The 20,971-nt window shown below is 53.5% G+C and carries 18 protein-coding genes; 10 read left to right on the top strand and 8 right to left on the bottom strand.

Annotated elements, in window-relative coordinates; translation table 11 throughout:
• Positions 1–15: 15 nt before the first annotated feature.
• From ssuB to ssuE, 5 genes are read right to left on the bottom strand one after another with little or no spacing between them, the layout of a single operon-like run.
• Positions 16–804: an aliphatic sulfonates ABC transporter ATP-binding protein gene (gene ssuB, locus RAC65_RS06445; protein ID WP_375096514.1), complete on the bottom strand. Its 789-nt coding sequence runs from the start codon at positions 802–804 to the stop codon at positions 16–18.
• Positions 801–1,592, bottom strand: coding sequence for an aliphatic sulfonate ABC transporter permease SsuC (ssuC, locus tag RAC65_RS06440; protein WP_033737624.1), 792 nt, complete (start codon positions 1,590–1,592; stop codon positions 801–803). The genes ssuB and ssuC overlap by 4 nt, the downstream gene beginning before the upstream one ends.
• A 10-nt stretch (positions 1,593–1,602) precedes the next feature.
• Positions 1,603–2,751, bottom strand: a complete 1,149-nt coding sequence (gene ssuD / locus RAC65_RS06435; protein ID WP_033737623.1) for an FMNH2-dependent alkanesulfonate monooxygenase — start codon at positions 2,749–2,751, stop codon at positions 1,603–1,605.
• A 10-nt stretch (positions 2,752–2,761) separates the two neighbouring features.
• Positions 2,762–3,715 (bottom strand): sulfonate ABC transporter substrate-binding protein, encoded by a 954-nt coding sequence (locus tag RAC65_RS06430; RefSeq protein WP_006118649.1) that lies wholly within the window; start codon positions 3,713–3,715, stop codon positions 2,762–2,764.
• Positions 3,716–3,724: 9 nt separating this feature from the next.
• Complete coding sequence (gene ssuE, locus RAC65_RS06425) at positions 3,725–4,276, bottom strand: NADPH-dependent FMN reductase (RefSeq protein ID WP_039341268.1); 552 nt, start codon at positions 4,274–4,276, stop codon at positions 3,725–3,727.
• A gap of 756 nt (positions 4,277–5,032) precedes the next feature.
• Between ssuE and RAC65_RS06420 the strand changes: the two genes are divergently transcribed.
• The 4 genes from RAC65_RS06420 to RAC65_RS06405 all read left to right on the top strand — a co-directional run bounded on the left by RAC65_RS06420 (position 5,033) and on the right by RAC65_RS06405 (position 9,228).
• Complete coding sequence (locus RAC65_RS06420; protein ID WP_375096513.1) at positions 5,033–6,013, top strand: glycosyltransferase family 2 protein; 981 nt, start codon at positions 5,033–5,035, stop codon at positions 6,011–6,013.
• An 83-nt stretch (positions 6,014–6,096) separates the two neighbouring features.
• Positions 6,097–7,398 carry a flippase gene (locus RAC65_RS06415; protein WP_039341264.1) on the top strand — a complete coding sequence of 434 codons (1,302 nt, stop codon included), beginning with the start codon at positions 6,097–6,099 and terminating at the stop codon, positions 7,396–7,398.
• A gap of 134 nt (positions 7,399–7,532) precedes the next feature.
• Complete coding sequence (gene pyrD, locus RAC65_RS06410; protein ID WP_033737618.1) at positions 7,533–8,543, top strand: quinone-dependent dihydroorotate dehydrogenase; 1,011 nt, start codon at positions 7,533–7,535, stop codon at positions 8,541–8,543.
• 142 nt (positions 8,544–8,685) lie between these two features.
• A complete protein-coding gene (locus RAC65_RS06405) occupies positions 8,686–9,228 on the top strand; it encodes a cell division protein ZapC (protein WP_375096512.1) in 543 nt (180 codons plus the stop codon).
• A 1-nt stretch (position 9,229) separates the two neighbouring features.
• Here RAC65_RS06405 and RAC65_RS06400 read toward each other — a convergent pair whose 3' ends face one another.
• A complete protein-coding gene (locus RAC65_RS06400) occupies positions 9,230–10,339 on the bottom strand; it encodes a YcbX family protein (protein WP_033737617.1) in 1,110 nt (369 codons plus the stop codon).
• 108 nt (positions 10,340–10,447) lie between these two features.
• On the opposite strand from RAC65_RS06400, the gene rlmKL reads away from it, so the two are divergent.
• The 6 genes from rlmKL to rmf all read left to right on the top strand — a co-directional run bounded on the left by rlmKL (position 10,448) and on the right by rmf (position 18,415).
• Positions 10,448–12,562, top strand: a complete 2,115-nt coding sequence (gene rlmKL / locus RAC65_RS06395) for a bifunctional 23S rRNA (guanine(2069)-N(7))-methyltransferase RlmK/23S rRNA (guanine(2445)-N(2))-methyltransferase RlmL (protein ID WP_375096511.1) — start codon at positions 10,448–10,450, stop codon at positions 12,560–12,562.
• 5 nt (positions 12,563–12,567) lie between these two features.
• Complete coding sequence (locus RAC65_RS06390; RefSeq protein WP_033737615.1) at positions 12,568–14,493, top strand: ABC transporter ATP-binding protein; 1,926 nt, start codon at positions 12,568–12,570, stop codon at positions 14,491–14,493.
• A 16-nt stretch (positions 14,494–14,509) separates the two neighbouring features.
• Positions 14,510–15,778 (top strand): membrane integrity-associated transporter subunit PqiA, encoded by a 1,269-nt coding sequence (gene pqiA, locus RAC65_RS06385; RefSeq protein WP_375096510.1) that lies wholly within the window; start codon positions 14,510–14,512, stop codon positions 15,776–15,778.
• Positions 15,765–17,408, top strand: coding sequence for an intermembrane transport protein PqiB (pqiB, locus tag RAC65_RS06380; protein ID WP_033737613.1), 1,644 nt, complete (start codon positions 15,765–15,767; stop codon positions 17,406–17,408). The genes pqiA and pqiB overlap by 14 nt, the downstream gene beginning before the upstream one ends.
• Complete coding sequence (pqiC, locus tag RAC65_RS06375; RefSeq protein ID WP_033737612.1) at positions 17,405–17,989, top strand: membrane integrity-associated transporter subunit PqiC; 585 nt, start codon at positions 17,405–17,407, stop codon at positions 17,987–17,989. The genes pqiB and pqiC overlap by 4 nt, the downstream gene beginning before the upstream one ends.
• Positions 17,990–18,247: 258 nt before the next feature.
• Entirely contained in the window at positions 18,248–18,415 is a 168-nt protein-coding gene (gene rmf / locus RAC65_RS06370) for a ribosome modulation factor (RefSeq protein ID WP_006118662.1), read from the top strand.
• A 69-nt stretch (positions 18,416–18,484) separates the two neighbouring features.
• Here the strand turns inward: rmf and fabA are convergent, their stop codons facing one another.
• Positions 18,485–19,003 (bottom strand): bifunctional 3-hydroxydecanoyl-ACP dehydratase/trans-2-decenoyl-ACP isomerase, encoded by a 519-nt coding sequence (gene fabA, locus RAC65_RS06365; RefSeq protein WP_006118663.1) that lies wholly within the window; start codon positions 19,001–19,003, stop codon positions 18,485–18,487.
• 68 nt (positions 19,004–19,071) lie between these two features.
• Positions 19,072–20,898, bottom strand: coding sequence for a Lon protease family protein (locus RAC65_RS06360; protein ID WP_110267709.1), 1,827 nt, complete (start codon positions 20,896–20,898; stop codon positions 19,072–19,074).
• Between the last annotated feature and the right edge of the window lie 73 nt (positions 20,899–20,971).

Raw genomic sequence — 20,971 nt, 5'->3', positions numbered from 1 at the left:
TGGCCCGCCGTTTCATCAGCGCTGTTGCGCATAGCGCGGCGGGTTATCTGCCGCACTGCGACGCATCACCCGATCCAGCACCTCCGCTTCCAGCTCGGCCAGACGGGCGGAACCCCGCCGCCGGGGACGCGGCAAATCAACCTGCAAATCCAGCCCAATCCGACCTTCCTCAATCAGCAGAACCCGATCCGCCATTGCAACCGCCTCACTGACATCATGGGTGACCAACAGCACCGTAAAATTGTGTTGCTGCCACAGTGATTCAATCAGCTCCTGCATCTCAATTCGGGTTAACGCATCGAGCGCGCCGAGTGGCTCATCCAGAAGGAGCAGACCGGGACGATGAATCAGGGCGCGAGCCAATGCTACGCGCTGTTTCTGACCGCCAGACAGGGCGGCAGGCCAGTCACTGGCGCGATCGGCCAGCCCAACGGCCGCCAGCGCCTCGTGTGCGGCTTCCCGCCAGGCATTGCCCCGCAGACCAAGTGCCACGTTATCAATCACTTTTTTCCAGGGCAGCAGTCGCGCATCCTGGAACATCAGACGGGTTTCGTCGCGCGCCGTGTGCAATGGCGCAGTGCCGGCCAGTAGCTGGCCCTCAGTGCTGTTTTCCAGCCCGGCCAGCAAACGCAGCAGGGTACTTTTGCCGCAGCCACTGCGACCCACGACGGCCACAAATTGTCCAGACGGTATGTGCAGGTCGAGGTTATTAAGAATCGTACGCTCGCCATATTTTTTGCTGACGCCCTTTACACCAACCGGCGTACCGGCCGTCAGACGTGCCGGGATAGTGGAGTTAATCATGCTGCTTCCTCCTTATGTTGATAAGCCGGATGCCAGCGTAACCAGACACGTTCCAGCAGTAGCGCACTGACATCGGCCAGTTTCCCCAGCAGGGCATAAAGAATAATGGCGACCATCACCACATCGGTTTGCAGAAATTCACGGGCATTCATGGCCAGGTAGCCAATCCCGGCGTTAGCGGAAATGGTTTCAGCCACAATCAGCGTGAGCCACATTAATCCCAGACCAAAACGCACGCCGACCATGATGCTCGGTAACGCACCCGGCAATATCACCTGCACAAACAGGCTCCAGCCCGATAAGCCATAGCTGCGAGCCATTTCAACCAGTCCCCGATCCACGTTGCGAATGCCGTGATACGTATTCAGATAAATCGGGAACAGTGTGCCCAGCGCCACCAGAAAAATTTTGGCGGTTTCATCGATACCAAACCACAGGATGACCAGCGGGATAAGCGCCAGATGAGGCACGTTACGTAACATTTGTACCGAGGTATCCAGCAGGCGCTCGCCCAGACGTGAGGTGCCGGTAATCAATCCCAGCACTAACCCGATCGAACCGCCGATGCTAAAGCCCAGCAGCGCGCGCCAGCTGCTGATAGCCAGATTCCGCCACAGCTCGCCGCTGGCGGCCAGTTGCCAGAAGGTGGTGACGATCTTCTCCGGTGCCGGCAGGATACGGCTGGAGAGCCAGCCGGTCTGCGACGCAATCTGCCAGACCACGACCAGTAACACCGGTAACAGCCAGGGCACAAGCGCCGCTGAGAAGGATTGACGTAATCTGATCATGGCGATCTCCTCAGGCCCGTGCGGCTTTTTTCTCGGGGGTAAAATCGTTCGCAACTGCTTCACCGTGCGCCTGAACGACCCGAGGTTGAGGCACTTCAGGTATCTTCAGATCCAGATGGGGAAACAGCAGCTCGCCCACGCGATAGGCTTCTTCCAGGTGCGGATAGCCGGAAAGAATAAAGGTTTCAATGCCCAGCGCTTCGTACTCTTTCATTCGCGCCGCTACGGTTGGGGCATCGCCCACCAGCGCGGTACCGGCACCGCTGCGAACCAGCCCAACGCCAGCCCAGAGATTGGGGCTAATCTCCAGTTTGTCACGGCGACCTCCGTGCAGGGCGGCCATGCGTTGCTGCCCAACGGAATCGGTGCGCTGGAAGGCGCTTTGTGCTCTGGCAATAGTGGCGTCATCGACGTTAGCAATCAGTTTGTCGGCGGCCTGCCAGGCTTCTTCATTGGTTTCACGGACGATGACATGCAGGCGGATACCAAAACGAACCTGGCGGCCCTGAGCAGCGGCTTTCGCGCGCACCTGTTCAATTTTTTCTTTTACCAGTTCAGGCGGCTCGCCCCAGGTGAGGTACACATCAACCTGTTCAGCGGCCAGATCCTGAGCGGGCTCTGATGACCCGCCAAACCACAGCGGTGGACGAGGCTGCTGCACCGGCTTAAACATCAGGCGCGCCCCGCGCACATGCACATGCTTGCCCTCGTAGTCTACTGTTTCACCTTCCAGCACCCGGCGCCAGACGCGGGTGAACTCGGCCGATTCGGCATAGCGTTCACGATGGTCGAGGAAAACGCCATCACCTGCCAGCTCTTCGGGATCGCCGCCCGTTACCAGATTAAACAGTGCACGTCCGTTAGACAGGCGATCGAGCGTCGCGGCCTGGCGGGCGGCCTGAGTCGGTGAAATCACGCCAGGGCGCAGGGCAACCAGAAAACGCAGGCGCTGAGTGACCGGAATTAATGAGGCGGCCACCAGCCAGGCATCTTCACACGAGCGGCCGGTCGGGATCAGCACGCCACCAAAACCCAGGCGATCGGCTGCCTGCGCGACCTGCTGCAGATACGCATGATCGACCGGGCGCGCACCTTCGGCCGTGCCAAGGTAGTGACCGTCACCATGGGTGGGCAGGAACCAGAATACGGAAACACTCATTTTTCTCTCCTTATTGCGTCACGCTACGGGGATGCCAGATGCGATCGGCAATTGATACTTTCACGGGAATCAGGTGATTGGCATAAAACAGATCGGCGGTTTTCTGTTGTAACGCAACAGTGTGCGCGCTGACCGGACTGACCGGGCTAGGGGGACGATGATCCAGATTACTGGCAATGACCGCCTCAGGCAGGCCAATGGAGGTGGCAAGCAGATGAATGCTCTGGTCACGTTCGCTGCGCGTCAGCGCTTCCGCATCGCTAAAGGTTTTGAGCGTTGCTAAGACAAAGTCATTATGGTTCTGGGCGAATGCGCGCGTCGCAAGGTAGAACGGACCGGTCTGATTGAGTGTGGTACCGTCTTTTAAAACGCGAACGTGCCCCTGAAGCAGCACTGCGGAATAATAGGGATCCCATATCGCCCAGGCATCAACGTTACCCTGCTGAAAGGCCGCGCGGGCATCGGCAGGCGTAAGATAAACCGGCTGTATATCTTTGATTGACAGGCCGGCCTCCTCCAGTGCGCGCAGTAACAGGTTGTGCGAGCTGGAGCCTTTCTGAAAGGCCACTTTTTTGCCCTTCAGGTCGGCCACCGATTTCAGCGGGCTGTCCTGGCTGACCAGAATCACCTCGGCTTTGGGCTTAGGCGGCTCCGAGCCGATATAGAGTAAATCTGCCCCCGCCGCCTGGGCAAAAATGGGTGGAATATCGCCGGTACTGGCAATATCAATACTGTTAACGTTCAGGGCTTCCAGCATTTGCGGCCCGGCTGGAAATTCAACCCACTGTATTTTGGTCTGAGGGAAACGCGTTTCCAGTAACCGGTGAGCTTTTGCCAGCACCATACTGACCGATCCTTTCTGGTAGCCGATACGCACCTGTTCGGGGGCTGGCTCAGCAGCATAAACCTGAGTTCCCGTTATCAACATCCCTGCCAGTAACCACGCGCTTACTATCCGTTTCATGCTTAATCCTTATACTGCCCAGGCAACCGGTTGATGACGGCGTGACAACGCCAGTGAGAAAGAATCCACCGCCTCATCCAGGCGGGTGGCCAGAAGGGGATCCAGTTCTGGCTGACGATCGTAATGCGTGATCTGTTTATCTTCGGCATAAACCCCATGAAGCACTTCTTCCGCTTTCAGCGCGTTTAAAACGGGCTTGAGCGCGTAATCCAGCGCCAGCATGTGGCCTGCGCTGCCACCACTGGCAAGCGGCAGTACGACTTTGTGGGCCAGTGCGCGTTCGGGCAACAGATCCAGCACCGTTTTCAGCGCACCCGAGAAAGACGCCTTGTAAACGGGCGTAGCAATCACCAGACCATCGGCGGCAGATAAATCCTCACTCAGCGCCAGAATCGCCGGGGAATCAAAGCGGGCGTTAATAAGGTCTTCCGGCTGAAAGTTATGAATATTCCACGGAATAACTTCCACACCGCGCGCTTCCAGTTTGTGCTGGCACAGCGCCAGTAACGAGGTGGACCGTGAAGGAAACCGTGGACTGCCTGCCAGGGTAAGCACTCGCATTCACTACTCCTTATAACTGAAAGTTATTGATTATCTGTTGTTGAGAACTCAGGCTTTCATCCTGGCAGAGGCCACGGCAGGGCTTAAATGATTTTTCTGACAATCTAAAGGTGAAAAGCGCAAAAGGAAGATAAGGCTTGGCATCTGGAATCCAGGAGAAAACCGCTACGACAAATCTTAAAAACGGCCTGGTACGCAACGGGATACATTAATCCGGATGAATGAATTCTCTGTCGCAGATGGATTTCGTACATTTGGTTACTTGAATATCGCAAGATTGAAATAAATCCATGAAAGAAAAGAATGGTCTTCTCTGACTGTGGGTTATCAAAATGGACAAAGCGAAAAAGATTCGATGTTTCAACGGGGTTTTGTGATGCAGTAAGCCTGGGTTTAAGACGGGTTCCACAAAAGTGTCAGATAAACAGGGCCAGCATTTATAAAAATTTTAATGGAATTTCACAACTGGTTACAGGCCGCAGGGCGAAAGTGAAAAGGGGACTGATGTATTTATTAAATGATTTCTCAACAAAGTGACGAAAGGTAAGTGATTAAACTTTAGTTTTTCTTACGATGGTTTTTGCCTGTGCTGCCTCCGCACGATATTGAGGCAGGAATTTTGCGGCATCAGGCATTAAAATAACGCTGCTCAATGTAAGCGCCTGTTATTTTAAATATAACTATTCGCCCTTAGTCAGTGCCTGTCTCAGGCTGGTGGATTTTATTTTTCATTTTCTAACAGCAGAGAAATCATGTATGTCTGACATCCTGTTATCGGTCATTATTCCAACGTACAACGTTGAGAAATATATTGTTGAATGCGTTGACTCCCTGGTAAGTCAAATTCGCGCGCCGAATGAAATTATCATTGTTAACGACAGTTCGACTGACGGGACAGTGGCGTTAATTGAACAGCATTATGCGCACCTGCCCCATGTCAAGGTGATCACGATTCCGAATGGAGGAGCAGGCAATGCGCGTGACAAAGGCGTAGAGGCCGCTAAAGGACACTTTGTTTTTTTCTGCGATCCTGATGATGTGGTGGTGGACGGCCTTGTCAGCGAACTGGCTCAGGTCATTGAGTATTATCCGGATACGGATTTGTTTTGTTTTAATTCCAGTGCTTACCGTGAAGACAAACCGGAAATTACGTGGCCGAAAGTCAGGCACGGCCTGTTTGGCATTCAGCGCCCGCAGGATGTCCTGTTGGGATTGTTACAAAACGGTTCGTATACTTCCGCCGCCTGGAATTATGTCGTGAAAAAAAGCGTCATCCAGCAGCATCAGTTACGTTTTATCGATCGTGTTCATGAAGACCATAATTTTACGTTATCGGTGTTTATGAAATGCAATCAGGTCTGGGTAAGCCGTCAAACCTATTACAAACAGCGCATCCGTGGCGGCTCACTGACCAACAGTAGCAAAAACCCGACCTTTTTTATTCAACGCTACAATGCATTTATTACAACCTTCAACACATTGTGCCGTTCACTGCATAAAAGTGAATTGAAAAAGGATTTAGAAAAAGCCTACCTGTTTCATTCCTTCCGGTTGATGATTTATTTGTCGCTCTACAACCAGACGCCCGTTCCTGACTATGTGCTTAATGCGATTCGTTATTTCGGGCGCAGAGTTAAAGCCAGTAGTCTGAAAGAGTGGCTGCTGTTCAACAGTCCGGAAACCTTCATTTTATTGCAAAGCCATAAAGTGAAAAAAGAACTCAAACGCGTTCCGTAATTCCGAAAAATGGCAAGTGATATTGTTTGCACCTGAGCGAAATGAGAAGGTGAGGCATGCAATGTGTATAAGGTTGTTGCGACATGGCAAAAGTGCTCGATAAAAGTTTAGTAGTCAATATCTTATCTTTGCTGGCGTACCGGGGAGCTTCTTTCCTGTTTCCGCTGGCGACCTTACCCTACCTGGCGCGCGTGCTGGGTGTCGATCATATGGGGATTCTGGCGTTGGCCATCGCCTGCGTACTTTACTGCAGTACGATTTCTGACTGGGGGTTCAATGTTTTTACGACTAAAGACATTGCCCACCACCGTGATGATAAGGCGCGCGTGACGCAACTCTTCTGGTCAACATTCAATGCCAAACTGATGCTGCTGCTGCTGACCAGCGGCACATTGCTCACGGCGACCTGGTTTAATCCGTCCTGGCATTCATTGTTTTTTATTATTCTGGCTAACTGCACCACATTAGTCGGTTCACTGTTTTCCTTTGGCTGGCTGATGCAGGGTTTTGAGAAGCTGGGTAAAACGGCGATGATCGCCACCTTTGGCAATTTTTGTGCCATCCCGCTGACGTTTTTACTGGTGAAAACACCGGACGATACCTGGCTGGCGGCGCTGATACCGGGCGCGGTATCCATTATTAACGCCATTATTACGCTGAAGTTTGTGCTGGAAATGAAGGTGATTGGCGCGTATCGCTTCGAACCGAAAGAGATCAAACAGCGCATTACCGACAGTGCAGATGTGTTTATCGCCATTGCCGGTGCTAACCTGTTTAACAGCGTAAACGTCGTGATTCTCGCCAGCTTTACCTCCCACTACATGGTGGGGATCTACAACGGTGCGGACAGGCTGCGCAAAGCCGCGAATTCTGTACCGGAGCAGATTGGCAGCGCGTTTTTCCCGCGCGTCAGCCATCTGTTTGGTCGCGATAAAGCGGCTGCGGTTGCTGCCACACGTAAAAGCCTGATGCTGTCTTTTGGCCTCAGTCTGTCTATTGTGATCTTTACTTGGCTGTTTGCCGATCAGGTGGTGTCATTGCTGTTAGGCAAAGACTTCCTGCCGTCAGCCGATGTTCTCCGCGTCTTTGTGCTGTGCTTCCTGTTCGGCAATATCGCCTATCCCGCCGGACTGCAGATTCTGATTCCGCATGGGCTGGCGCGTCAGCGCATGATGGTGATGATGGTCGCGGGCGTCGTCAACGTACCTGTTTGCTGTTTGCTGGCGTGGAAATTTGGCGCGATCGGCGCAGCATGGTCAATGGTGCTGGCGGAAGTGCTGGTCTGTATCGGTATTTTTGGCATTATGGTTCGCCACAATATCTGGCGTGACTATGCGTTTCCGGACAGGATGAATTCGCGCACGGCAAACGATTCCGTTGTGTAAGATCAAATCTGCGTCAAACAGTTTCCTCGCTTAACGCCCCACGATTTACTTTTGCGCCAGAGCACCTTACCATTCTGGCGCACAATTTCCTGTGCACTGATTTCCACCGTCGCTTCCGTCTTCCAGGAGAGTGCATGTTTTACTCAATCGTCCGACCGGCGTTATTCAGGCTCGATCCTGAGCGCGCGCACCATCTCACCTTTCAGCAGTTACGCTTTATGAGCGGCACGCCGCTGGAAGCCCTTATCCGCCAGCGTTTACCCTCGCGCCCCGTGACCTGTATGGGGCTGACGTTTGATAATGCGCTGGGCCTTGCGGCCGGGCTGGATAAAAATGCCGAGTGCATTGATGCGTTTGGCGCAATGGGATTTGGTTTTGTTGAAGTGGGAACGGTCACGCCACGGGCTCAGCCAGGTAACGATAAGCCGCGCATGTTTCGCTTAGTTGAAGCCGAAGGGATTATTAACCGCATGGGATTCAATAATCTCGGCGTGGATAATCTGGTGGAAAATGTCAAAAAATCCCGATTCAAGGGCGTGCTGGGCATCAATATTGGCAAAAATAAAGATACGCCAGTGGAGCAGGGCAAAGACGATTATCTGCTGTGCATGGAGAAAATTTATGCCCATGCCGGTTATATTGCCATCAATATTTCGTCACCGAATACGCCAGGTTTACGTTCTCTGCAATATGGTGAGGCGCTTGACGATCTGCTCAGTTCCATCAAAGCAAAACAAAAAGAACTGGAAAAGCGGCATCTCAAATATGTGCCTGTCGCTGTAAAGATCGCGCCGGATCTTTCTGAAGACGAGTTGATCCAGGTGGCTGACAGTTTAGTTCGCCACCAAATTGATGGCGTCATTGCCACAAATACTACGCTGGATCGTACCCTGGTGAATGGACTGAAATATAGCGAGGAAGCCGGGGGATTAAGTGGACGTCCGGTTCAGTCGCGCAGCACCGCCGTCATTCAGCGTCTGTCACAAGAGCTGCAGGGGCGTTTGCCCATTATTGGCGTGGGCGGAATTGATTCACTGACCGCGGCACGAGAAAAAATCGCTGCCGGCGCCACGCTCGTTCAAATTTATTCTGGTTTTATTTATAAAGGTCCGGGCTTAATTAAAGATATCGTGACCCACATCTAAGAGAATCGATCTATTAATGCGCCGGGGGGTTTATTTCTCTCTCCGGCTCGTTTATATTTTGTCCTGTTGCACGATTTTTCAGCATTCATTATTCTTCGACAGATATTTTGCCTTTAGCACAGCGGTAAATACAGGGCACACGATGAAAATTAAACCCGATGACAACTGGCGTTGGTATTATGACGCCGAGCACGACCGGATGATGCTCGATCTGGCTGACGGTATGCTTTTTCGTTCCCGCTATGCACGCAAAATGCTGACACCGGATGCTTTCACGGAATCCGGATTTTGTGTTGATGACGCCGCGCTCTATTTCACCTTTGAAGAGAAGTGCCGCCAGAGCCCGTTAAGCAGTAATCAGTGCGCCGAACTGGTGTTAAATGCGCTGGTGGCCGCCCGCTTTCTAAAACCCCTGATGCCCAAAAGCTGGCATTTCTCCGCACATCGCCAGCCAATGCAACCTGCGGTCGGCGAGATGGTTGAGGTCACGCTGGCCGAGAATGGCGAGCAGGCACGTTTGCTGGTGGTTGAAAATGGCGATAACGCCGCGCTCTGCCTGCTGGCGCAGCCCGCGTTAACGCTGGCGGGCAAAGGAATGGTGTTAGGGGATGCGATTAAAGTGATGAACGACCGTCTTCAACCGCATCAGCAGGAAAAAACCACGCGTTATGCACGCGCGGTGTAACTTACTTCACATCAATATCCCCGGCAGGAATACAACTGCAACTCAATATTGTGCCATCCTCACGGATGGCACTCTGTTTTAAGGGCTTCACTTTTCCCGCCACCAGGGTGATTTTGCAACTGCCACACAAACCTGCCCGACACGAGTAGGGAATGCGGAACCCCTGGGCTTCGAGCTGCTCAAGCAAAATTTGCTGGTTATCGCCGCTGAATGTCTGGCCCTGATACGAAATCGTCACCGCATTGGGGGATTGCTGCTGCGGCTTGAGGGTTTCCACAACCTCTCCCGCACCATAGGCGCGTGGCGGCTGGCGTTTGACGACCTTGACGTCATCACCGACACGAATAATCCCGCTGTTTAGCGCAATAAGGTTCAGGCCAAAATCAATGTCACCACTGCCGTCCTGTGCGGTGCGAAAACCCTGAAGTGTGGCGAGAGGTTGTCCGTCAGGATGTTTCTGGCCATTTTCAACGCTAACCGTAGTGAACACGCAACGACTGCAGGGCTTAGGGACGGCAAAATGTACCTGACCTACCGTAATCTCCGCCCAGTTGTCTTCATCCCAGGCAGGCGCACCGCTGACCACCAGGTTAGGACGAAATTGCTCAACGCGCACGCTGGCCGGACAGCGCTGCTGCAGATCCCGCAGAGAGGCATTATTCACTAACAGATAAGGATAGCCATCGGCAAACCCCAGCGGCACCTCGGTGAAGCGCTTCACGCGGCGTGACGGCTGTGGTCCAGTCCAGCGCAGTTGGACCGGTCTTGGGAAAAAGGCACTCAGCCACTGGTTGATCGCCTCCGGCGCGATACGGGCGGTAAAGGTGTTTCCCCATACCTCTGTTGGCGCTTCCGTTTGCGTAAAATCGGCGAAGCGAATCAGCGACTGACTGCCGTCGGGCGCCTGTAAAAATAATCCCTCAGGGGTGACGGCGGGCGTAAACTGCACCATTTCCGGGAACTGGCGCGCAGTAATAAAAGTGCCATCGGGTTCGGTCACCATAAAAATGCGATCGAAGGTCAATCCGCTGTTGGCAGCCCAGGCATGGGAAACCTGCAACCCCCGCATTGATTTAACAGGATGAATAAACAAGCGGGAAAGCGTAATCATGACAGTCTCCTGAAGCAGGCGCGCAAGACAAAAGAAGCTAACTTTATGACATAGGTCTGCGATTCGCTATAATGCGCAACAATTTTCTCAAGAGTAAAAAGTGACGATATGAATTCTCTGTTTGCCAGCACGGCGCGTGGGCTCGAAGAGCTGTTAAAAAATGAGCTGGACGCGCTGGGCGCGCAGGACCTGCAAGTGGTACAGGGAGGCGTTCACTTCAAAGCTGACGATCGCGTCATGTATCAAAGCCTGATGTGGAGCCGTCTGGCGTCGCGCATTCTGCTTCCGCTGACGGAGGTGGGCGTGTACAGCGATCTCGATCTTTATCTTGGTGTGCAGGGCATTGACTGGCCTGCTACCTTTGGCAGCGATAAAACCTTTGTGGTGCATTTTAACGGAACTAACGAGGCGATCCGTAACAGTCAGTTTGGCGCGTTGCGTGTCAAAGACGCGATTGTTGACAGCTTTACCCGCCGCAATCTGCCACGACCGGATGTGGATCGTGAACAGGCGGATATCCGCATTAACGTCTGGCTCGACGACGATCGCGCCAGCATTGCACTGGACCTCAGCGGCAGCGCATTACATCAGCGTGGTTATCGCCAGCAAACCGGTCAGGCGCCGTTGAAAGAGAACCTGGCCGCAGCCATTGTGATGCGTTCAGGCTGGCAAACGACTACGTCGCTCATCGACCCGATGTGTGGTTCCGGTACGCTGCTGATTGAAGCGGCACTGATGGCCTGCGATCGTGCGCCAGGTTTACTCCGGAGCCAGTGGGGCTTTACGGCCTGGGCCGGCTTTAACGAAAGCCTGTGGCTGGACGTTAAACGCGATGCGCAGGCGCGGGCCCGTGCGGGCACGGCGGCCTGTCAGGCACGTTTTTATGGTTTCGATAATAATGGCCGGGTGCTGGAATGGGCGAAAGCCAACGCCCGCCGCGCAGGCGTTTTCGAGTTGTTCACCTTTGGGCAACAGGACCTGCTGAAGCTGAACAATCCGCTTGAGAACGGCGTAACGGGCACGGTACTGAGTAACCCACCGTACGGTGAGCGTCTGGAAAGCGAGCCTGCGCTTATTGCCCTGCACAGTCAGTTGGGGCGGCTGATGAAGCAGCATTTTGCGGGCTGGAACTTATCGCTGTTCAGCGCCTCACCCGAGCTGCTTAGTTGCCTGCAACTGCGCGCCGATCGACAGTTCAAGGCGAAAAACGGACCACTGGACTGCGTACAGAAGAATTATCAGTTATCTGCCGCCAGTGGTGAGCGCGCCAGCCAGATTGCCGAAGATTACGCTAACCGCTTGCGTAAAAACCTGAAGAAGCTCGATAAATGGGCGCGCCAGGAAGGGATTGAGTGCTATCGCATTTATGATGCCGATCTGCCTGACTACAACGTGGCGGTGGATCGCTATGCGGACTGGGTAGTGGTACAGGAATATGCGCCACCGAAAACTATCGACGCAAATAAAGCCCGTCAGCGCCTGTTCGATGTTATCAGCGCGACGCTCAGCGTGCTGGAGCTGCCGTCCAGCCGCCTCATCCTGAAAACCCGCGAACGCCAAAAGGGCAAAGCGCAGTATCAGAAACTGAGCGAGAAGGGCGATTATTTCGAGGTGCAGGAATTCAATGCCCGCTTCCTGGTGAATCTGACCGATTACCTGGACACCGGGTTGTTCCTCGATCACCGTATCGCGCGCAAAATGCTGGGCCAGATGAGCCAGGGCAAAGATTTCCTGAATTTGTTTGCCTACACCGGCACCGCCAGCGTCCATGCGGGGCTGGGCGGCGCGCGTTCTACGACCACAGTGGATATGTCGCGCACCTATCTGGAATGGGCGGAACGGAACCTGCGGCTGAATGGCCTGACAGGCCGTCAGCATCGCTTATTGCATGCGGACTGCCTGAGCTGGCTGAATGAAACTGATGAAAATTTCGATCTGATCTTTATCGATCCGCCTACGTTCTCAAACTCTAAACGTATGGAAGAGAGTTTCGATGTGCAGCGCGACCATATGATGCTGATGCGCAATCTGAAGCGTCTGCTGCGCAAAGGCGGCACCATCATGTTCTCGAACAACAAACGTGGTTTCAAAATGGATCTGGACGGCCTTAAGGCATTAGGCCTCCAGGCGCAGGACATCACACAGAAAACCCTGTCACAGGATTTTGCGCGTAATCGCCAAATTCACAACTGCTGGCTGATTACACATGCCGGTAAGGAATAAGCTACATGTCATTAATTAGTATCCACGGCGCTTATCTCTCCTTCAGCGATGCGCCGCTGTTAGATAATACCGAGCTGCACATCGAAGAGAATGAGCGCGTGTGTCTGGTTGGTCGTAACGGTGCGGGTAAATCCACATTGATGAAAATCATCAACGGCGAGCAACCGCTGGATGATGGTCGCATCATTTATGAGACCGATCTGGTCGTCGCACGTCTGCAACAGGATCCGCCGCGAAATATTACCGGCTCGGTTTACGACTTTGTGGCAGAAGGCGTACAGGAACAGGCGGAGCATCTGAAAGCCTACCACGCGATTTCCCATCAGGTCATGGAGGATCCGAGCGACAGGAACCTCAATGAGATGGCACGCTTGCAGGGCATTCTGGATCACCACAATCTGTGGCAACTGGAAAGTCGCATCAATGATGTGTTGCAGCAGATTGGCCTGTCGCCGGATACGGAGCTGTCGTCGTTATCGGGCGGCTGGTTACGTAAAGCCGCGCTCGGACGCGCGCTGGTCAGTAATCCACGCGTACTGATGCTGGATGAGCCAACGAACCACCTGGATATTGAAACGATTGACTGGCTGGAAACCTTCCTGAAAAGTTTCAGCGGCAGCATCGTGTTTATCTCTCATGACCGTTCGTTTATTCGCAATATGGCCACCCGTATCGTGGATCTGGATCGTGGCAAACTGGTTTCGTGGCCGGGTAACTACGACGCCTATCTGGAAGGCAAAGAAGAAGCCTTGCGCGTTGAAGAAATGCAAAACGCCGAGTTTGATCGCAAGCTGGCACAAGAAGAAGTGTGGATACGTCAGGGGATTAAGGCGCGCCGTACCCGTAATGAAGGCCGCGTTCGCGCGTTAAAAGCCCTGCGTCGCGAGCGCTCAGAGCGCCGTGAGGTGATGGGTAAAGCCAATATGCAGGTCGGCGAAGCGTCCCGTTCCGGCAAAATTGTCTTTGAGCTGGAGAATGTCGATTACGCGGTAGACGGCAAGCAACTGGTCAACGATTTCTCGGCGCAGGTTCAGCGCGGCGACAAGATTGCCCTGATTGGCCCAAATGGCTGTGGCAAAACCACCTTACTGCGCCTGATGCTGCAACAGCTTAAGGCCGACCATGGCCGCGTGCATTCAGGCACCAAGCTTGAAGTGGCCTATTTCGATCAGCATCGTGCAGAACTCGATCCCGACAAAACGGTGATGGATAACCTCGCCGAAGGGAAGCAGGAAGTGCTGGTGAACGGTAAGCCCCGCCATGTGCTGGGTTATCTGCAGGACTTCCTGTTCCATCCCAAGCGGGCGATGACACCTGTCAGAGCGCTGTCCGGTGGCGAACGTAACCGCCTGCTGCTGGCGCGTTTGTTTCTGCGCCCAAGTAACCTGATGATCCTCGATGAACCGACCAACGACCTTGATGTGGAAACACTGGAACTGTTGGAAGAGCTTATCGACGGCTATCAGGGCACCGTGCTGCTGGTCAGCCACGATCGTCAGTTTGTGGATAACACCGTGACGGAGTGCTGGATCTTTGAAGGCAATGGTGAGATTGGCACCTTCGTCGGGGGTTATCACGATGCCCAACAGCAGCGTGCGGCCTATAAGCAGCAAAAAACGCAGGTGACCGCGAAAGCGAAAGAGGCAAATCGTGCCGCTCAGTCTGCTGAACCGAAAAATGAATCTGCCAAACGCAGCGCGAACAAACTAAGCTATAACCTGACGCGTGAGCTGGAGCAGTTACCGCAAAAACTGGAACAGTTAGAGGCGCGTATCGGCGAACTGCAGGCAAGCATGAGCCACCCGGATTTCTTCAGCCAGCCGCACGATAAAACGCAGCCGGTGCTGGATGAACTGGCTCAGGTGGAAGCGCAGCTGGAAACCGCGTTTGCGCGTTGGGAAGAACTGGAATCAATGAAAAACGGCGGCTAGCGATAAGGGTCAGGGAATGTGTTCTGCAGACAAAACCAGTGCGTGGATGCTTTGTCCACAATGCGACCTGATGGTCAAACTGCCGGATATCCCTGTTGGCAGCCGCGCGTCATGCCCGCGCTGCCACTCGTCCCTGACAGTCAACTGGTCAGAGCCACGCAAACGTCCCACCGGCTATGCGCTGGCGGCACTGTTTATGTTAGTCCTGGCCAATCTGTTCCCGTTTATCACCATGAAAGTGGCTGGGCTCTCCAGCCAGATTAGCCTGATGCAAATTCCTGGTGTCATGGTGGCCGATGACTATGCCAGCCTGGCCACCCTGTTTCTGCTGTTTGTTCAGGCGATTCCGGCGTTTTGCATGGTCACGCTGGTCCTGCTGGTCAACCAGGTCAAGATGCCCCTTAGCCTGAAACTGGGGCTGGCGCGTATTCTGTTTCATATGCGGAGCTGGGGCATGGCCGAAATTTTTATGGCCGGTGTGCTGGTAAGTTTTGTGAAGCTCATGGCCTATGGCGAAATCAGCCTTGAAACCAGTTTCTGGCCCTGGTGTCTGTTTTGTCTTTTACAACTGCGGGCGTTTCAGTGCCTGGACCGTCGCTGGCTCTGGCTGCAAATTGAGGCACCGCCGCCTTTGCCGCATGCACCACAGCCCGGCATTAGCGGGCTCAGGCAGGGGCTGCGCTCCTGTCCTTGCTGTACGGCGATCTTGCCCGTGGCGCAGCAGGAATGCCCCCGTTGTGGCGTAGTCGCCCATGCCCGACGTAAGCACAGCCTGCAGTGGACCATGGCACTGCTGATCACCTCCTTTATGCTCTACGTGCCGGCCAATCTGCTGCCCATCATGATTACGGAAACCCTGGGCTCCGCGATGCCGTCCAACATTATGGCTGGCGTCATTTTGCTGTGGGGCGATGGTTCTTATCCGGTCGCGCTGGTGATTTTCATCGCCAGTATTATGGTGCCGTCTCTGAAAATGCTGGCGATTGGCTGGCTGTGCTGGGATGCCAGCGGGCGAGGGCAGCGCGACAGCCACAAAATGCACCGGATTTATGAAGTCGTTGAGTTTGTGGGGCGCTGGTCAATGATTGACGTCTTTGTGATTGCCGTGCTCTCTGCGCTGGTGCGCATGGGGCAATTAATGAAAATTTATCCGGCATGGGGAGCGGTGTTGTTTGCGTTGGTGGTGATTCTGACCATGATTGCAGCAATGACGTTTGACCCGCGCTTAACCTGGGATCGTGCTGGTGAGAAAAACATGAAGGAGCCGCATCTTGACGGAAAATAATCACGGTTATGCCAAAGTGGACCAGATCAAGCGCTGGTCACCGGTATGGATCGTCCCTATTGTCACGTTATTAATAGGCGGCTGGATTCTGTTTTATCACTTCAGCCATCAGGGGCCCGAAGTGACCCTGATCACCGAGAGTGCAGAAGGGATCGAAGCGGGCAAAACCACGATTAAAAGTCGCAGCGTGAACGTTGGCGTGGTGGAAAGTGCGGTGCTGACAGACGATCTTCATCATGTGGAAATTAAAGCCCGACTGAATGCCGGTATGGAAAAACTGTTGCACAGCGACAGCGTCTTCTGGGTAGTTAAACCGCAGGTGGGCCGTGAAGGGATCACCGGTCTGGGCACGTTACTTTCCGGGGCCTATATTGAGCTGCAGCCCGGCACCAAAAAAGCGCCTCTGGAGCAGTACACCCTGATGGATTCACCGCCGCTTGCCCCGCCGGATGCCAAAGGTATCCGGATTACGCTCGACAGTAATAAAGCAGGCCAACTGAATCCGGGCGATCCGGTTCTGTTCCGCGGTTTCCGTGTCGGCACCGTTGAAACCAGCACGTTCGACACGGATAAACGCCTGATGACCTATCAGCTGTTTATCGCCGCGCCTTACGATCGCCTGGTGACGACCAATGTGCGCTTCTGGAAAGACAGCGGCATCGCGGTCGATATGTCGGCCTCAGGGATGCGCGTCGAAATGGGATCCCTGACCACGCTGTTTAGCGGCGGAGTGAGTTTTGACGTCCCGGACGGGTGGGATTTAGGCAAAGCGGCGCAGAATCAGGCTGAATATCATTTGTTCGACGATCAACGCAGTATTCAGGATTCGCTGTACACCAATCATATCGACTATCTGATGTTCTTCTCGGATTCGATTCGTGGCTTGCAGGTGGGCGCGCCGGTTGAATTCCGCGGCATTCGTCTGGGTACCGTTGCGGAAGTGCCGTTCATGAATGCGGGCACCGCTCAGGCGTTAAATAATGATTATCGCGTGCCGGTGTTAATTCGTATTGAACCCGATCGCTTTATTAACCGTTTAGGGCAAAACTTCGATCTTGAGCAGCATCTGCAGGATGGTAAGAAACGTGGCCTGCGCGCAACGTTGAAAACGGGCAATTTGCTGTCCGGTGCGCTGTATGTGGATATCGACTTCTATAATAACGCACCGCCGTATACCGGTCCGGATAAGGTCGCGGGATACGAAGTAATTCCAACAGTAAGCGGCGGCCTCAGTCAGATCCAGCAAAAACTGATGGCGGCGCTGGATAAGATTAACAGTTTACCGCTGAACAACATGGTGACGGAAGCCACGGGCACACTGAAAGAGAGTCAGAAGACGCTCAGGGATCTGCAGCGTACTATTGATAACATCAATGTGGTGACCAGCAGTCCGGCGATGAAGACCTTGCCAGAAGAAACGCAGCAGACGCTTCGTGAGCTGAACCGTAGCATGAAAGGGTTACAGCCAGGCTCCCCGGCTTACAGCAAGCTGGTGGGCGATATGCAACGGCTTGATCAGGTGCTGCGTGAACTTCAGCCCGTGTTAAAAACGTTAAATGCGAAAAGTAATGCGTTAGTGTTTGAGGCCAAACCGGGACAGGATCCCCAGCCAAAGAGGGCGAAACAATGAAAAAAGGATTAATGCTTTTTGCCGCTCTCGCACTGAGTGCCTGTAGCAGTACGGTCAATACCACCTATTATCAGCTGCCCTCGGGGGCAGCCTCAATGCAGGTGATAAGCAGCGAGGCGAATGCGCAGCCGACATTATGGGTGCAGCAAATTACGGTCCCCGACTATCTGGCGGGCAATGGGCTGGTCTATCAGACCAGCGACGTAAAATATGTCATTGCCGCTAATAATCTGTGGGCCAGCCCGCTCGATCAGCAATTGCAACAAACGTTGATCACTAATCTGACGAAAGCGTTACCCGGCCGTCTGGTTACCCAGACGCTTATCGGTCAGGAGCACGATACGCTGAGCGTAACGGTGAATGATTTCCAGGGCCGTTATGATGGCAAGGCGGTTATCAGCGGTCAGTGGACACTGGAACATCAGGGGCGCTTCACAAAGCAGGCTTTTAATCTGGTGCTACCGCAGCGGGAAGATGGCTATGATTCGCTGGTTAAAACGCTGGCACAGGGCTGGCAGCAAATCGCACAGCAGATTGCACGCGGTGCAACCACGGCAGAGTCAACCGCAACAGGGCTTTAGTTAACGTGTTGTTTCAGCACATATAATTTTTCTGACGTTTTCCAGGCTTTCTTTATAAATCATACGGATATCGTCACAGTTTCATAGGGTGAAACAGAAAGTATATGTCTGGAGCAGGTCATATTTGTGACACTGGCGTGAATATTGCGCATTGATCTTTTCATACAGAGCGAGTAAAACAAAAGGGTGGCTGAACATTAATTCGCCACCTTTTTCTTTCCACCAGATTCCACAGACCTTACATGAGGGACACGGAGTATGAAGAGACAGAAACGAGACCGCCTTGAGCGCGCCCATTCACGTGGTTATCAAGCTGGCATTACAGGACGCTCTAAAGAGATGTGTCCGTATCAAATGATAGACGCTAAGTCTCACTGGTTGGGAGGTTGGCGACAAGCCATGGAGGACAGGTCGGCTGCGGCTTAGCCGGATGTCACTGAAAAGGGATATAACCTCCGCACTGTGCGGAGGTTTTCGTTTCTGTGGAATGAAACGTCAGAATGCAGCAGTATCTTTGAACAGGCCAACTTTCAGATCGCTGGCTGTATAGATCAAATTCCCGTCAACAAACACTTCACCATCTGCCACGCCCATAACCAGTTTACGGTTAATCACGCGTTTAAAGTGAATGCGGTAGGTGACTTTTTTCGCGTCTGGCAGAACCTGACCGGTGAATTTAACTTCACCCACGCCCAGCGCGCGGCCTTTTCCTTCGCCACCCAGCCAGCCGAGATAGAAGCCAACCAGTTGCCACATCGCATCCAGGCCCAGACAGCCAGGCATCACCGGATCACCAATGAAATGGCAGCCAAAGAACCACAGATCTGGATTGATATCCAGTTCAGCTTCCACGAAGCCTTTATCATATTTCCCGCCGTCCTCGGTCATTTTGACTACGCGGTCCATCATCAGCATATTGCCGGAAGGGAGTGGCGGACCATTTTCGCCGAACAGTTCACCGCGACCAGACAGGATCAGGTCTTCTTTGGTATAGGATTCGCGTTTATCTACCATGTTCTTATTAAGCCTTCTTTTAGTGAATCACGAATATTAGCGAACAGTTGTACACTGAGCAAATGAGATTAACGGTGGTTGAACCAGTTAAGCCATCTCAACGGCCATGCCCGAGGGGTGGGCTCAGGCTGATTCATCTGACTGATGCGCTCCTGAATCGTACGCAGCAGGCATTCGCCTTCGCCGTCTTCCGTGTTCCAGACTTTTCCGGTCAGTAAGGGCAACGCTTCATCAGCCGTATCGATTGCCCAGATATGGAAACGACCGGCTTCGACTGCACTCACAACCTGCTGATTCAGACTCAGGTGGCGCACATTGCAGGCAGGAATAATCACACCTTGCTGACCCGTGAGCTCACGCTGATGGCAGATGTCGAAGAAGCCTTCAATTTTCTCATTCAGGCCACCGACCGGCTGGACGTTACCAAACTGATCGACCGAGCCCGTGACCGCAATTTGCTGATTTAGCGGTGTATCGGCAAGGGCACTGATCAGAGCACACAGTTCTGCCAGCGACGCGCTGTCGCCGTCAACTTCCGAATAGGATTGTTCAAACACCAGCGAAGCAGAAAAAGGCAGTTGCTGATCTAACTCCAGCTCCGCAATAAGATAGGCCTGCATAATCATCATGCCTTTAGCATGAATATTGCCGCCCAGCTCCGCTTTGCGTTCGACGTCGGTAAATTCACCGTCGCCAGGATGAACCACGCAGGTGATACGGCAGGGATCGCCCCAGGCCCGCGGGTGACCGGGATATTCCACGACGGAAAGACCGTTGATCTGGCCCACCACTTCGCCTTCCGTTTCGACCAAAATCTGGCGCAGCAAAATCTCATCACGCATGCGTTCATTCAGATAATTTTCGCGCCACAGACGTGCTTCCAGCGCGTCACGCAAGGCTTCAGCGTTTAGTGTTTCACCCATCAACGCGGTCTCACGCAGCTGACGCAGCAGCCAACGTGGACAAAGGGGATAGGTTTCCTGATCGCCACTATAGCGAACGCCTTCTTTGATGAGCTCAGGCCAAAAGTCCTCATCTGGCGCAGCGATATCAGCCTGTGCGGCCAAATCTACTGTCCAGCGGCACCATGCCAGCACATCATCTTCATCCACAATTTGAAGGTTTTCTTCAAATTCAGTGTAAATCGCCATCTCATGCGCTTCGGCATCCAGCTCCTGAAAATCAGCGAGCGTATCGCGTTCGCCACAGAGCACCAGATTTAACTTCAGCGGAAGCGGCGGGACAGAGACAGGCAAAGGGCGGCGCTCATCCTGCGACAGCCATTCGAGGTAGCCTTGCTCAATGCTTCTTTTCAGCCGCAGCCAGAGCAGGGGCTGAGCGAGGAGCGCACGGAGTGAAAGCACCAGCGTTCCGCCATTGGCACGATGGATCAGACCAGGTTCCAGCTGAATACGATCTTTATGTACCCGGACACAGCCAAACAGCTGCTCCTGCTCAATCCAGTCGGCAAAATGCACACCACCCTGGCTGGTAAAAGGACGCTGACTGTCAGTGGGCGGCTGCAACGTGACGTTGTCGGCCAGGATATGATAATCCCCGCCCGCCAGGGACGAAGCGGTGCCCATTACGCGCCGTGCCGCACTGGCGATCAGCGAGAGATAATCGCGGTTTTCCTGGCTGCGAACCAGCAGCAAAGGAAAACCCTGACTCTGATGGTGCAAGTGGGCCAGCGCATTCAGCAATCGGGGCTGCACCGTTGCTAAAGCATCGGTTTCTTCATCAGCAATTCGGGAGAAAACGGATTGATATTGCGCGCTATCCGGCTGTAAGGTTTGCCACGTGAGTTGAGTGCTGGTCAAAATAATCGCATTTGTCTGTTTTGAGAAAAGCGAGATTATACAGGATTCACTGTGCTTAAGCACTGCGGAGTTCAATCAGAAGTTGTGACACTGACGACATGTTTTTCGTTGCTGCATCCAGTAAAAAAGCTGTTATTCTTAGTTCGTT

It is taken from the genome of Pantoea sp. BS_8 (assembly GCF_041954965.1).
GTDB lineage: Bacteria > Pseudomonadota > Gammaproteobacteria > Enterobacterales > Enterobacteriaceae > Pantoea > Pantoea stewartii.
The sequence above is the reverse complement of the archived record's forward strand: the minus strand, read 5'-3'. Positions and strand labels throughout refer to the sequence as shown.

Excerpts from the sequence above, each read along its gene's own strand:
- pyrD (WP_033737618.1), top strand. The coding sequence starts at position 7,533 with ATGTTTTACTCAATCGTCCGACCGGCGTTATTCAGGCTCGATCCTGAG.
- ssuE (WP_039341268.1), bottom strand. The coding sequence starts at position 4,276 with ATGCGAGTGCTTACCCTGGCAGGCAGTCCACGGTTTCCTTCACGGTCC.
- RAC65_RS06415 (WP_039341264.1), top strand. The coding sequence starts at position 6,097 with ATGGCAAAAGTGCTCGATAAAAGTTTAGTAGTCAATATCTTATCTTTG.
- RAC65_RS06400 (WP_033737617.1), bottom strand. The coding sequence starts at position 10,339 with ATGATTACGCTTTCCCGCTTGTTTATTCATCCTGTTAAATCAATGCGG.
- ssuC (WP_033737624.1), bottom strand. The coding sequence starts at position 1,592 with ATGATCAGATTACGTCAATCCTTCTCAGCGGCGCTTGTGCCCTGGCTG.
- rmf (WP_006118662.1), top strand. The coding sequence starts at position 18,248 with ATGAAGAGACAGAAACGAGACCGCCTTGAGCGCGCCCATTCACGTGGT.
- pqiC (WP_033737612.1), top strand. The coding sequence starts at position 17,405 with ATGAAAAAAGGATTAATGCTTTTTGCCGCTCTCGCACTGAGTGCCTGT.
- rlmKL (WP_375096511.1), top strand. The coding sequence starts at position 10,448 with ATGAATTCTCTGTTTGCCAGCACGGCGCGTGGGCTCGAAGAGCTGTTA.
- RAC65_RS06405 (WP_375096512.1), top strand. The coding sequence starts at position 8,686 with ATGAAAATTAAACCCGATGACAACTGGCGTTGGTATTATGACGCCGAG.
- RAC65_RS06420 (WP_375096513.1), top strand. The coding sequence starts at position 5,033 with ATGTCTGACATCCTGTTATCGGTCATTATTCCAACGTACAACGTTGAG.
- ssuB (WP_375096514.1), bottom strand. The coding sequence starts at position 804 with ATGATTAACTCCACTATCCCGGCACGTCTGACGGCCGGTACGCCGGTT.
- fabA (WP_006118663.1), bottom strand. The coding sequence starts at position 19,003 with ATGGTAGATAAACGCGAATCCTATACCAAAGAAGACCTGATCCTGTCT.
- pqiA (WP_375096510.1), top strand. The coding sequence starts at position 14,510 with ATGTGTTCTGCAGACAAAACCAGTGCGTGGATGCTTTGTCCACAATGC.
- RAC65_RS06390 (WP_033737615.1), top strand. The coding sequence starts at position 12,568 with ATGTCATTAATTAGTATCCACGGCGCTTATCTCTCCTTCAGCGATGCG.
- RAC65_RS06430 (WP_006118649.1), bottom strand. The coding sequence starts at position 3,715 with ATGAAACGGATAGTAAGCGCGTGGTTACTGGCAGGGATGTTGATAACG.
- ssuD (WP_033737623.1), bottom strand. The coding sequence starts at position 2,751 with ATGAGTGTTTCCGTATTCTGGTTCCTGCCCACCCATGGTGACGGTCAC.